Source organism: Zhihengliuella sp., from assembly GCF_031178195.1.
Classification (GTDB): Bacteria; Actinomycetota; Actinomycetes; order Actinomycetales; family Micrococcaceae; genus Zhihengliuella.
Map to the genome: position 1 here is coordinate 108,373 of NZ_JAPSJL010000007.1, position 12,357 is coordinate 120,729.

General features: G+C 71.2%; 9 protein-coding genes and 1 tRNA gene. 3 read left to right on the forward strand and 7 right to left on the reverse strand.

Translation table 11 applies throughout. The features are described 5' to 3' along the window. The 3 genes from RIN46_RS11010 to RIN46_RS11020 form a co-directional block, all read right to left on the reverse strand. On the reverse strand, positions 1-1,752 hold the full coding sequence (locus RIN46_RS11010) for a thiamine pyrophosphate-binding protein (protein WP_309081214.1): 1,752 nt from the start codon (positions 1,750-1,752) through the stop codon (positions 1-3). Next, positions 1,749-2,726, reverse strand: coding sequence for an agmatinase (gene speB, locus RIN46_RS11015; protein ID WP_309081215.1), 978 nt, complete (start codon positions 2,724-2,726; stop codon positions 1,749-1,751). The genes RIN46_RS11010 and speB overlap by 4 nt, the downstream gene beginning before the upstream one ends. Positions 2,727-2,888: 162 nt before the next feature. Beyond that, the gene (locus RIN46_RS11020) at positions 2,889-3,464 is read right to left on the reverse strand and encodes a cupin domain-containing protein (protein ID WP_309081216.1); all 576 of its coding nucleotides are present in this window, start codon (positions 3,462-3,464) and stop codon (positions 2,889-2,891) included. A gap of 138 nt (positions 3,465-3,602) precedes the next feature. On the opposite strand from RIN46_RS11020, the gene RIN46_RS11025 reads away from it, so the two are divergent. Continuing rightward, the gene (locus RIN46_RS11025) at positions 3,603-5,171 is read left to right on the forward strand and encodes a sodium:solute symporter (RefSeq protein ID WP_309081217.1); all 1,569 of its coding nucleotides are present in this window, start codon (positions 3,603-3,605) and stop codon (positions 5,169-5,171) included. 108 nt (positions 5,172-5,279) lie between these two features. On the opposite strand, the gene sucD is transcribed toward RIN46_RS11025, so the two are convergent. The 3 genes from sucD to pcrA form a co-directional block, all read right to left on the reverse strand. Then, entirely contained in the window at positions 5,280-6,194 is a 915-nt protein-coding gene (gene sucD / locus RIN46_RS11030) for a succinate--CoA ligase subunit alpha (RefSeq protein WP_309081218.1), read from the reverse strand. Between the two features lie 16 nt (positions 6,195-6,210). Beyond that, positions 6,211-7,377, reverse strand: coding sequence for an ADP-forming succinate--CoA ligase subunit beta (gene sucC / locus RIN46_RS11035; protein ID WP_309081219.1), 1,167 nt, complete (start codon positions 7,375-7,377; stop codon positions 6,211-6,213). 246 nt (positions 7,378-7,623) lie between these two features. Next, positions 7,624-10,071, reverse strand: coding sequence for a DNA helicase PcrA (pcrA, locus tag RIN46_RS11040; RefSeq protein ID WP_309081220.1), 2,448 nt, complete (start codon positions 10,069-10,071; stop codon positions 7,624-7,626). 156 nt (positions 10,072-10,227) lie between these two features. Between pcrA and RIN46_RS11045 the strand changes: the two genes are divergently transcribed. Next, a tRNA-Arg gene (locus RIN46_RS11045) sits at positions 10,228-10,301 on the forward strand. Between the two features lie 93 nt (positions 10,302-10,394). Here the strand turns inward: RIN46_RS11045 and RIN46_RS11050 are convergent. Then, on the reverse strand, positions 10,395-11,627 hold the full coding sequence (locus RIN46_RS11050) for an ROK family transcriptional regulator (RefSeq protein WP_309081221.1): 1,233 nt from the start codon (positions 11,625-11,627) through the stop codon (positions 10,395-10,397). Positions 11,628-11,868: 241 nt separating this feature from the next. Between RIN46_RS11050 and RIN46_RS11055 the strand changes: the two genes are divergently transcribed. Next, complete coding sequence (locus RIN46_RS11055; protein ID WP_309081222.1) at positions 11,869-12,321, forward strand: NUDIX domain-containing protein; 453 nt, start codon at positions 11,869-11,871, stop codon at positions 12,319-12,321. The last annotated feature ends 36 nt before the right edge of the window (positions 12,322-12,357 follow it).

Below are 12,357 nucleotides of genomic sequence, written 5' to 3' on the forward strand. Positions count from 1 at the left end.
CTACGGGCCCGCGGGCTCCTCCGGCCGTGCCTCCTCCAGATGGGTGGGGGCGAACATCCGCAGGAGCGTCCGGACGACGACGACGTTCGGCCCGTCCTGGCCCCAGGCCCACGCGAGGGCGGAGCCGACGTCGGAGGCGTCGACGGTGCGGGCGGGTACGCCGAAGGACTCGGCGAGGGCCGCGAAGTCCGGGCGGACCAGCTCGGTCGCGGTCGCCTGGCCGAAGGCGTCGGTCATGTACTCCCGCAGGATGCCGTAGCCGCCGTCGTCCACGATCAGCCAGGTCACGGCAGCCCCGTGCTGGCGGGCGGTGGCCAGCTCGGCGATCGAGTACATGGCCGATCCGTCGCCCGAGACGGCGAGCACGCGCTCCGGCCGACGGTTGACCCCCGGCCCCTCGGACACGGCCCCCTCGGACGCGGTCCCCTCGGACGCTGCGTCCGCTGCCGCCGCGAGTCCGACGGCGCCGCCGAGCGCCCCGGGGAAGCCGTAGCCGAGGCCGCCGGCACCCTGGGCGGAGTGGAACGCGCCGGTCCGGGCGTCCCAGCAGGACCAGCCCCAGTAGGCGGCGATCGTCATGTCCCAGAAGGTCTGCGCCCCGGACGGCACAGCGTCCCGCACTGCCTGCATGAACGTCCGCTCGTGCCCGAGGTCCTGGGCGTCGAGCCGGTCGCGGACCGCCTGCAGGGCAGTGGCGGTCTGCTCGGCGGCGCTGCGGCCGGACCAGCGCGAGGCCGCGGGCGGCTCCGGGAGGGCCTGGATCCCGGCCGCGATGGCCTCCAGGGCCAGGCGCGCGTCGGCGTGGAGGCCCAGCCCCGGCAGGTTGGATCCGAGCACGCGGGCCTCGGCGTCGACCTGGACGAGCCGGCCGCGCGGGTGGAGGGTGAAGTAGTTCGAGGAGACCTCGCCGAGGGAGGTGCCCACGGCGAGCAGGACGTCGGCCTCCTCCAGCACGTCGGTGGTGTGGCGGTCCTCGATCCACGACTGCAGCGAGAGCGGGTGCTCCCACGGGAACGCGCCGTGGCCGCCGGGCGTGCAGATCACCGGGGCGTCGACCAGCTCTGCCAGCCGCAGCAGCGCGGCTTCGGCACCGGCGCGGCGGACGCCCCCGCCGGCGACGATCGCGGGCCGCTCGGCCCCGGCGAGGAGACGGACGGCCTCGGCCACGAGCTCGGGTGCGGCCTGCGTCGCCGCCGGAGCGGGTGCCGGGTGCGGGCCCGGCGCCGGCAGGTCGGTCGGTGCGAGCAGGAGGTCCTGCGGCACCTCGACCCAGACCGGCCCCTGCGGGGACGCCGTCGCCTCCGCCCAGGCGGCCCGGAGGGCCGGGGCGATCGAGGCCGCGGTGCGCACCGTGCGCTGGGACTTGGTGACCTGGGCGGCCGCGGCCGTCTGCTCGTCGAGCTGGTGCAGCATGCCCTTGCGGGTGCCGCCGAGGCCGGCGGCCGGGACCTGGCTGCTCACGACGACGATCGGGACCGCCGTCGCGTAGGCCTCCTGCAGGCCGGCGAGCGCGGTGAGCGCCCCGGGCCCGGTGGACACGAAGAGCACCCCGACCTCGCCCGTGGCGCGGCTGAATCCGTCCGCGGCGAAGGCCGCGTTGTTCTCGACCCGGGAGGAGACGAAGCGCAACGGCGAGCGGCCCAGCGCGTCGAAGAGCCCCAGCGCGTGCTGACCGGGGATCCCGAACACGGTGCGCGCCCCGAGCGCTGCGAGGGTCTCGACGACCAGGTCGCCGCCGTTGCGCCGGCTCATGCCCTGGAGGCCCGCAGGTCGGACATCAGCGTGATGAGGTCGTAGCAGACGTGCGAGGCCGCGACGCCGGTCAGCTCCGCGTGGTCGTAGGCCGGGGCGACCTCGACGACGTCGGCGCCGACGAGGTTCAGGCCGCGCAGGCCGCGGATGATCTCCAGCAGCTCGCGGCTGGTCATGCCGCCGGCCTCCGGGGTCCCGGTGCCGGGCGCGTGCGCCGGGTCCAGGACGTCGATGTCCACGGAGATGTAGAGGGGACGCTCGCCGACGCGCTGGCGGAGGGTCGCGACGACCTCGTCCACGCCGCGGCGGAAGATGTCGGCGCTGGTGATGATGCCGAAGCCCATCCGCTCGTCGTCGTCGAGGTCCTTCTTGCCGTAGAGCGGGCCGCGCGTGCCCACGTGGCTGATGGCGCCGGTGTCGACGATGCCCTCCTCCACCGCGCGGCGGAACGGCGTGCCGTGGGTGTAGTCGGCGCCGAAGTAGGTGTCCCAGGTGTCCAGGTGGGCGTCGAAGTGCAGGAGGGCCACCGGCTGGCCGGCCCGCTCGGCGGCGGCGCGGAGCAGCGGCAGGGCGATCGTGTGGTCGCCGCCGATCGTCATCAGGGAGGCCCCGTCGGCGGTGAGCTCGAGGGCGTTGCGCTGGATGGTGGCGATGGCCTCGTCGATGTTGAACGGGTTCACGGCCATGTCTCCCGCGTCGGCCACCTGGACGTTCTCGAACGGGCTGACGTCCAGCGCCGGGTTGTAGGGGCGCAGCAGGCGGGAGGCCTCGCGGACGTGGGTGGCGCCGAAGCGCGCACCGGGCCGGTAGGACACGCCGGTGTCGAAGGGGACGCCGACGATCTTGATGTCGGCGGACTCGACCTGGTCCAGGCGCGGCAGCCGCGCGTAGGTCGCGGCGCCGGCGTAGCGCGGGATCTGGGACGAATCGATGGGGCCGATGTTGCCGTTGGCCTCGACGCGGATCTCTTCCATGGTTGCTCCTCGGTGGGCGTCCGTCCGGCAGGGCCCGGGGGCGACGTCGTCGTCGACCCCGGGAAGTTGCACAGCAGACAACAGTTGATTCCTCATCGAGGTTAGGCCCGTCACGCCCCGGCGTCAATGCGGCCCCGACCGCCGCGTCCATCGACGGCGGGATCAGCCCCGCCCAGAGAGAACGAGCGTCCAGAAGACAACGGCGGGGGCGTCGTCGGGGTTGATCCAGCTGTGCGGCTCCCGCCCCGGGAAGGTGACCGTGTCGCCAGCGGAGAGCTCGACGTCGCCTCCGGGCAGCCGGAGCACGAGCCGGCCGGACTCGACATGGAGCACCTCCACCTCGCAGTCGACCGAGTAGAGCTCCTCCTCGCCGGCGCCGTGCGGCTCGATGTCGGCGCGGATGACCTGGATGCGGCGTTCGGAGCGCGCCGTGAGCAGCTGCTCCTGGATGCCGCTGCCGCCGAGCGAGACGGCGAGACCCTCGCCGGCGCGCACCAGGTGGGTCTCGGGGCGTTCGAAGAGCTCGCCGACGGAGAGCGAGAGCGCCTCGCAGATCGTCACGAGCGAGGCGACCGAGGGCGAGGTGAGGTCCCGCTCGACGCGGGAGAGGAAGCCCCGCGTCAGTCCGGTGGCCGCGGCCAGCTGCTCGATGGTCATGTGCCGCCCCCGGCGGGCGGACCGCAGCCGGCTCCCGATCGCGATCGGCGCACTGGTCGGCTCGACAGCCAACGCCTTCATCTCACACGCTCCTACATCCGTGGCGGGCGGCGGTCACCGCGGTCGGCGCCCCGTCGCAACAACAGTAACGGGGATTGTGCTGTGTACCCCGTCACCTTACCCTTGTGTCAACATTCGTTTACCGTCAGGGAACTTCCAATGGACATCATCAACTCGAGCATCGTCGCGGTGTACCTCGCCGCCATGCTCCTCTTCGGCTGGTGGGGCAAGTCCCGCACCAAGAACACGAGCGACTACCTCGTCGCCGGTCGCCGCCTCGGACCGTTCGTCTACACCGGGACGATGGCCGCGCTCGTGCTGGGCGGCGCCTCGACCGTCGGCGGCGTCGGCCTGGGCTATCAGTACGGCATCTCCGGCGCGTGGCTCGTGATCGCCATCGGCTCCGGCGTGCTCATCCTGAGCCTCTTCTTCGCGCCGCGCCTGCAGCGGCTGAAGATCTACACCGTCTCGCAGATGCTCTCGCTGCGCTACGGCTCGCGGCGTGCCACCCAGGCCTCCTCCGTGGTCATGCTGGCCTACACGCTCATGCTCTGCGCGACCTCCACCAGCGCCTACGCCACGGTCTTCGTGGTCCTCTTCGGCTGGGAGGAGTGGCTGGCCATCGTCGTCGGCGGCGGCGTCGTCCTGGTGTACTCGACCGTCGGCGGCATGTGGTCGATCACCCTCGCCGACCAGGTGCAGTTCGTCATCAAGACCATCGGCGTGTTCGCCCTGATGCTGCCGTTCACGCTGAACGCGGCGGGCGGCGTCGACGGGGTGCGCGAGCGCCTGGGCGCCGAGTTCTTCCAGTGGGACGGCATCGGCACGCAGACGATCATCACGTACTTCGTCGTCTACACGCTCGGCCTGCTGATCGGGCAGGACATCTGGCAGCGCGTCTTCACCGCCCGCACCCCCGCGGTGGCGCGCTGGGGCGGCGCCTCCGCCGGCGTCTACTGCATCCTGTACGGCATCGCCGGCGCGATCATCGGCCTCACGGCCCGGGCTGCCCTGCCGAACCTGGACACCTCGGCCGGCAACGACGTCGTCTACGCGTCGGTGGCCGCCGAGGTCCTGCCGATCGTCGTCGGCGGCATCGTCCTGGCCGCCGCAGTGGCCGCGATGATGTCGACGGCGTCCGGCGCCCTGATCGCCGCCGCGACCGTGGCGCGCAACGACGTGACGCCCATGGTGGCGGGCTGGTTCGGCCGCCGCCGGGCGGACGACGTCGACGTGGACGAGCACGACATCTCCGGCAACCGGTGGTGGGTGCTCGGCCTCGGCATCGTGACCATCGTCCTGGCCATCCTGGTCGACGACGTCGTCGCCGCGCTGACCATCGCCTACGACATCCTCGTCGGCGGACTCCTGGTCGCCATCATCGGCGGGCTCGTGCTCCGCCGCGGCAACGGCATCGGCGCGGCCGCCTCCATGGCGGCCGGCACGGTCGTGACCCTCGGCACGATCATCGTGCTGGAGATCCAGGCGGAGGAGAAGTTCGGGGGAGTCTACGCCAACGAACCGATCTACTACGGACTCCTCGCCTCGGCCGTCGTCTACCTCGTGGCGAGCCTGCTGACCAAGCCGACCGATCCGTCCATCATGGCGGCGTGGGACACCCGGCTGGCCGGCCGCGGGGCGACCGAGTGGGAGCCCGCCGAAGCGACGTCCGAGGCAGCCGGGACCCGCCCGGCCCCGCCGACGGACGGCGCGTCCGAGCAGCGCTGAGCCCCTCCGACCTCCGGACACGCGAGAGCCGCCCGCCCCAGCAGAGGTCTGCTGGGGCGGGCGGCTCTCGCGTGTCCGTGCCGGGGCGGCCCGCAGGCCGGGACCGGATCAGGCGGGGTAGATCTCGCGGAGCAGGCGCGCCGTCTCCGACGGGGTCTTGCCGACCTTGACGCCCGCGGCCTCGAGGGCCTCCTTCTTGGCCTGGGCCGTGCCGGAGGAACCGGAGACAATGGCGCCGGCGTGGCCCATGGTCTTGCCCTCGGGCGCGGTGAAGCCGGCGACGTAGCCGACGACCGGCTTGGTGACATTGGCCTTGATGAAGTCGGCTGCGCGCTCCTCGGCGTCGCCGCCGATCTCGCCGATCATGACGATCGCCTTGGTCTCCGGGTCGGCCTCGAAGGCGGCCAGCGCGTCGATGTGCGTGGTGCCGATGACCGGGTCGCCGCCGATGCCGATGGCGGTGGAGAAGCCCAGATCGCGCAGCTCGTACATCATCTGGTAGGTCAGCGTGCCGGACTTGGAGACCAGGCCGACGCCGCCCTTGCCGGTGATGTTCGCGGGGGTGATGCCCACCAGCGACTCCTCCGGCGTGATGATGCCCGGGCAGTTCGGGCCGATGATGCGGGTGACCTGGTTGCCGTCGGCGTCGACCTTGGACTGGGCCAGGGCCCAGAACTCGGCCGAGTCCTGCACCGGCACGCCCTCGGTGATGACCACGACGAGCCCGATCGCGGCCTCGATGGCCTCGACGACGGCGTCCTTGGTGAACTTCGGCGGGACGAAGACGATCGACACGTCGGCGCCGGTCTCCTGCATGGCCTCGGCGACGGTGCCGAACACGGGCAGCTCGACCGAGGAGCCGTCCTGGGCGGTGTGCGAGACGGTGGTGCCGGCCTTGCGGGCGTTCACGCCGCCGACGATGTTGGTGCCGGCGGCCAGCATGCGGGCGGTGTGCTTGGTGCCCTCCGCGCCGGTGATGCCCTGGACGATGACCTTGGAGTCCTTGTTGATGAAGATAGCCATGTGAGTTCCTCGATCCTTAGGCGTTCGCCAGCTCGGCGGCCTTGTCGGCCCCCTCGTCCATGGTGGTGGCCAGGGTGACCAGCGGGTGGTTGGCCTCGGCCAGGATGGCGCGGCCCTCCTCCACGTTGTTGCCGTCGAGACGGACGACGAGCGGCTTGGTGGCCTTGTCGCCCAGGATCTCGAGGGCCTTGACGATGCCGTCGGCGACGGCGTCGCAGGCGGTGATGCCGCCGAAGACGTTGACGAACACGGACTTCACCTGCTCGTCGTTGAGGATGACGTCCAGGCCGGACGCCATGATCTCGGCGGAGGCGCCGCCTCCGATGTCGAGGAAGTTGGCGGGCTTCACGTCGCCGTGGGCCTCGCCGGCGTAGGCGACGACGTCGAGGGTCGACATGACCAGTCCGGCGCCGTTGCCGATGATGCCGACCTCGCCGTCGAGCTTGACGTAGTTCAAGCCGGCGGCCTTGGCCTTGGCCTCGAGCGGGTCGGCGGCACCCTTGTCCTCGAGCTCCTCGTGCCCGGGGTGGCGGACCTCGGAGGCGTTCTCGTCCAGGGAGACCTTGCCGTCGAGGGCGATGATCTCGCCGGCGCCGGTGCGGACCAGCGGGTTGACCTCGACGAGGGTGGCGTCCTCCTCCTTGAAGACGGACCACAGCTTGACCAGAGCGTCCGCGACCTTGCCGCGCAGCTCCTCCGGGAAGTTCGCCTCCGCGACGATCTCGTCGGCCTTGGCCTGGTCGATGCCCACCAGCGGGTCGACGGCGACCTTGGCGAGCGCCTCGGGGCGCTCGACGGCGAGCTGCTCGATCTCCATGCCGCCCTCGACGGAGCACATGGCGAGGTAGTTGCGGTTGGCGCGGTCCAGCAGCACCGAGAAGTAGAACTCCTCCGCGATGTCGGCGCCCTGCGCGATCATGACCTTGTTGACCGTGTGGCCCTTGATGTCCATGCCGAGGATGTTCGAGGCGTGCTCGAAGGCCTCGTCGGCGGTCTTGGCGACCTTCACGCCGCCGGCCTTGCCGCGGCCTCCGACCTTTACCTGAGCCTTGACCACGACCACGCCGCCGATCTTCTCGGCAGCGGCCTTGGCTTCTTCTGGGGTGTACGCAACGATGCCGGCGAGCACGGGAACGCCGTACTTCTCGAACAAATCGCGCGCCTGGTACTCATACAGGTCCACGGGGCTGTGTCCTTCTACGTCGAAGTCGTGTCTATGCGGAACCGCCGGACGCGTCTGACCGACGGACTCCTGTGGGAGACTGCGCTCCCACGGCGCTCAGCGCCTCGCTTAGACTAACGCGTTCAGTGCACCCGCACACTTCTACGGCCCGTAGACGAGGCGCTGCCGAGGGGCGCCCGCGCCGCACGCGGTTCGCCACCGACTCGGCGCTGACGTGCGCCGCGCCCCTCGCCCGCTGGCGGGGGATCACTCCGACTCGATCTTCTCCAGGGGGGCGTAACGGAGCAGGAGCCGCTTCTCGTCCGTGGCGAAGGTCACCTTGGCGACGGTCTTGTCGCCGGCACCTTCGAGGGCGATGACGGTCCCCTCCCCGAAGGTGGCGTGCCGGACCCGGTCGCCGATGGAGAGCGCGACGACCTCCTTCTGCTGCTGCACGCGGCCCCGCCCGCCGGCCCGCGCGGTGGCATCGGTGCGCAGGGTGGCCGTCTCCGGGTCGCCGGCCCGCCGGACCGGCCGCGAGGCGCCCCAGGAGGACGCGTCGTCGGACCGGCCGGAGCCGTACCGGCCGGACGAGAACCCGCCGGAGCCGAAGCCGGACCCGAAACCTCCCGACCCGAAGCCGCCGCCGGCGGCGAAGGCGGGCCGGCTGCTGCCCTCGCGCTTCCAGTCCAGGAGCCGCTCCGGGATCTCCTGCAGGAACTGGCTGGCGGGGTTGTACTGCGACTGCCCCCAGAGGCTGCGGTACTCGGAGCGGCTGACGTACAGGCGCTTGCGGGCGCGCGTCAGCCCCACGTAGGCGAGCCGACGCTCCTCCGCGAGCTCCTTCTCGTCCGTCATGGACCGCTGGTGCGGGAAGATGCCGTGCTCCATGCCGGTGAGGAAGACCACCGGGAACTCGAGGCCCTTGGCGGTGTGCAGCGTCATCAGGGTGACGACGCCCTCGCGGGCCGCCATCTCCTCGCCCTCCGCGTCGGTGGGCGCCTCGGGGATCTGGTCCGCGTCCGCGACGAGGGAGACCTGCTCGAGGAACGCCTCGAGCGAGCCGTCCGGGTTCTCGCGCTCGTAGTCGCGGACGACGGCGACGAGCTCGGCGAGGTTCTCGACCCGCGACTCGTCCTGCGGGTCGGTCGACTTCCGGAGCGTCTCCAGGTAGCCGGTCTGCTCCAGGACCGCCTCGAGGGCCTCCGCGGCACCGGAGCCCTCGGCGACGACCATGAGGTCGTCGACCAGCTTCACGAACCCCTTGACGCTGTTCAGGCTGCGGGTGGCCATGCCGGGGGCCTCGTCGGCGCGGCGGAGCGCCTCCATGAAGCTGATCCGGTCGCGGCCGGCCAGCGCCGCGACGGCGTACTCGGCCCGGTCGCCGATGCCGCGCTTGGGCTCGTTGAGGATCCGTCGGACGTTGATGTCGTCCTCTGGGTTGACGAGGACGCGCAGGTAGGCCAGCGCGTCCTTCACCTCCTTGCGGTCGTAGAAGCGCGTGCCGCCGACCACCTTGTACTTCAGGTCCACGCGCATGAGCTGCTCCTCGAGCGAGCGGGACTGCGCGTTGGTCCGGTAGAAGATCGCCACGTCGCCGGGCCGGATGCCCTCCTCGTCGTTGAGCCGGAGGATCTCGTCGGCGATCCAGCGGGCCTCGTCCTGCTCCGACTCCCCCACGTAGCCGATGATCCGCTCGCCGTCGCCCTCTGCGGTCCAGAGGCGCTTGGGCGGCCGGTCCGGGTTCTTCTCGATCACGGCGTTGGCGGCGGACAGGATGGTCTGCGTGGAGCGGTAGTTCTGCTCGAGCTTGATGGTCGCCGCGTCGGGGTAGTCCTTGCCGAACTCGACGATGTTGCGGATGTCGGCGCCGCGGAAGGCGTAGATCGACTGGTCCGAGTCGCCGACGACCGTCAGCTCGCCTCCGGGCGTCGGCCCGTCGGTGCCGGTCAGCTCGCGCACCAGCGAGTACTGCGCGTGGTTGGTGTCCTGGTACTCGTCCACCAGGACGTGGCGGAAGCGGCGCCGGTAGTTGTCCGCGACGGCCGGGAACGCCCGGAACATGTGGACGACCTGGCCGATCAGGTCGTCGAAGTCCAGGGCGTTCGCCTGCCGCAGGCGCTGCGTGTACTGGGTGTAGACCTCTGACACGGCACGGCTGAAGGGATCCTGCGAGGCGGTGGAGACGTAGTCCTCGTCGTCGATCAGCTCGTTCTTGAGCGAGGAGATCTTGTTCTGGATCGCCTTGGGCGCGAACTTCTTGGGGTCCAGATCCAGCGACTTCGCGATCATGGTGATCAGCCGCAGCGAGTCAGCGGCGTCGTAGATGGAGAAGTTGGACTTCAGCCCGACGGCGGCTGCCTCGCGCCGCAGGATCTTCACGCAGGAGGAGTGGAAGGTGGAGATCCACATCTTCTCCGCGGCCTCCCCCACCAGCTCCGAGATCCGCTCGCGCATCTCGGCCGCGGCCTTGTTGGTGAAGGTGATGGCCAGGATCTCGTGGGGGCGGGCGCGGCCCGTGGCCAGCAGGTAGGCGATCCGGTGGGTCAGCACCCGGGTCTTGCCCGAGCCGGCTCCGGCCACGATCAGCAGCGGCGATCCGGAGTGCTTCACGGCCTCCAGCTGCTCGGGGTTGAGCCTCTCCAGCAGGGCCTCGGCGTCCGTCGGGGCCGGACGTCGAGCGGGCGCGGCGAAGTCGTCGAAGAGAAAATCCATGGTGGATCCAGTCTAGGGCCGGGCACCCCGGCAGTGGTGCCGGCCGCTGCCGCCGGGGAACGACGGCGGGAGGCGCCTCCGCGCTCCTCCCGACTGTCCCGCCATGAGGAACGGGCCGCGAACCGCTAGTATGGTTCCGCGCCCGTCCGCGGGCCCGCCTCTGTAGCTCAGTTGGATAGAGCGACCCTCTCCTAAAGGGTAGGCCGTCGGTTCGATTCCGGCCAGGGGCACAGGAACCGGGACCGGCCTCCCGGAGAACGGCTCCCGGCACGAGGCCGGGAGCCGTCTCGCGTTCCGCGTCCCCCGTCGAACGGTCGGGACGATCAGCCGAGCAGGAGGGCGCTGGCCTTCGGCGACAAGGCGGCATCGAGCACGGCGCAGGCCCCGCCGATCGCGCCCAGGTGGTGGCCGAGCGAGGACGTCTCCACGTCCAGCCGGTGCACGCTGCTCATGAGGAACTGGCTCTGGATGGCCTCCCGTGCGTCCTCGATCAGCAGGCTGCTCGCCTCGGACCAGACGGGACCGCCCAGGAAGACCTTGTCGACGTCGTACACGTTGGCCAGCTGCGCGACGAGCGAGGACCAGATGCCGTTGAGCCGGGTCAGCACCTCCAGCGCGGCGGTGTCCCCGTCCCGGGCGCGGCGGACCATGGTGCCCAGGAACTGCGAGCGCTGGCCGACGGTGTCGGCGCCCTCGAGCTCGCGGCAGTCGACGCCGGCGGCCCGGGCGAGGTCGAGCATCGACTCGTGGGAGACAGCGTCGCCGAAGGTGCGCGCGACGGGCGTGTCCGAGCCGGGCACGGGCACCGGGACCACGACATTGCCGATCTCGCCGGCGTTGTTGCTGACTCCGCGCAGCACCTCGCCGCCGAGCACCGCGCCGATGCCGACGCCGGTGCCGATGTAGACGGAGAGGAAGTTCCGGTCCCGGTCCTGGTCGCCGTTCCACTGCTCCGCGATGGCCGCGGCGACCGAGTCCTTCTCCAGCATGACGCTCAGCTGGAGCCGCTCCATCAGCGGCTCCACGATCTCCACAGAGCGCCAGTCGCCTCCCATCAGCGGAGGCGTGACGATCACGCCGGCGTCGGGGTCGATCGGCCCGGGCGCCGCCACTCCCACGCCCACGATGTGGTCGCGGCGCTGGCCGGAGTCGCGGATGAGCTCGTCGATGGTGTCGCCCATGACGCCGATGGTGGCCTGGGGGCTGTCGATGTCGTGATCCGCGAAGCGCCGACTGCCGAGCACGTGGCCGCGGAGGTTCACGAGCACGACGGTCATCTGGGCCGGGTCCAAGTGGACGCCGACGGCCAGGAGGCGGTCAGGTTCGAGCTCCAGGACGGTGCGCGGCTTGCCGGGCCCGGAGATGACCGTGCGGTCCTCGCGCGCGAAGCCGTTGTCCAGGAGCCGGCGGACGACGTTCGAGATCGTCTGCGGCGACAGTCCGGTCGACGACGCGAGCTCGACGCGGCTGACGCCGTCCGGGGCGCGGCGGATCGAGTCGAAGATGACCGCTTGGTTGAAATCGCCGAGTCGGCCGAGATTGGTACCCCGCTGCATACACACTCCAATATCTGATGGGCGCGTGGCCCACCCGTCGCCTATGACGTCTGGTGGTCGCCCGTGTGCTGGATCGGCCGGCGCGTCGCCGGGACCGGGCGCTTCCCTGTGGCCACATTCTAGGGCCTCTTTGAGAAAATCGATACCCAACCATTTGGGCAAATCTGGAGGCTGGGTAACATGGCTCCGATTGCCCACTCTACTCGCCGGTAGATTCGTTGCGCCTAAATTAAGGAGCCGCATGTCTCCCATCATCTCCGTCTCAGCCGTCTCGCTCCTCGACGACCAGGGGCGCGTGTTGCTCGTCCGCAAGCGCGGTACGGCCAGGTTCATGCAGCCCGGCGGCAAGCCGGAACCGGGCGAGGCGCCGGCGGAGGCCGCCGTCCGCGAGGTCCGGGAGGAACTCGGCCTCTCGTTCCGGACCGACGATCTCGTCGCGCACGGCCTCTGGGTGGGCGCGGCCGCGAACGAGCCGGGCACGGAGCTGCGCGCCCATCTCTTCGAGGCGCGGCTCGCCGACGCCGGGGCCGCCGGCCCCATCGCCGCGGCCGAGGTCACAGCGCAGGCGGAGATCGCCGAGCTCCTCTGGGTCCGCCCCGAGGACGCCCTCGACCGCGCGGACCTGGCGCCGCTGCTGCGCGAGGAGGTGCTGCCGCGGTTGCTCCGGGGACGGGAGGACGCGGGCGCGGCCTAGTCCCGCGTGGGCCCCGCGACCGGACCGGGGTCCCCG

Coding starts and splice junctions, on each gene's coding strand:
- pcrA (WP_309081220.1), bottom strand. CDS start 10,071: ATGGATTTTCTCTTCGACGACTTCGCCGCGCCCGCTCGACGTCCGGCC.
- RIN46_RS11010 (WP_309081214.1), bottom strand. CDS start 1,752: ATGAGCCGGCGCAACGGCGGCGACCTGGTCGTCGAGACCCTCGCAGCG.
- RIN46_RS11055 (WP_309081222.1), top strand. CDS start 11,869: ATGTCTCCCATCATCTCCGTCTCAGCCGTCTCGCTCCTCGACGACCAG.
- RIN46_RS11020 (WP_309081216.1), bottom strand. CDS start 3,464: ATGAAGGCGTTGGCTGTCGAGCCGACCAGTGCGCCGATCGCGATCGGG.
- RIN46_RS11050 (WP_309081221.1), bottom strand. CDS start 11,627: ATGCAGCGGGGTACCAATCTCGGCCGACTCGGCGATTTCAACCAAGCG.
- sucD (WP_309081218.1), bottom strand. CDS start 6,194: ATGGCTATCTTCATCAACAAGGACTCCAAGGTCATCGTCCAGGGCATC.
- speB (WP_309081215.1), bottom strand. CDS start 2,726: ATGGAAGAGATCCGCGTCGAGGCCAACGGCAACATCGGCCCCATCGAT.
- RIN46_RS11025 (WP_309081217.1), top strand. CDS start 3,603: ATGGACATCATCAACTCGAGCATCGTCGCGGTGTACCTCGCCGCCATG.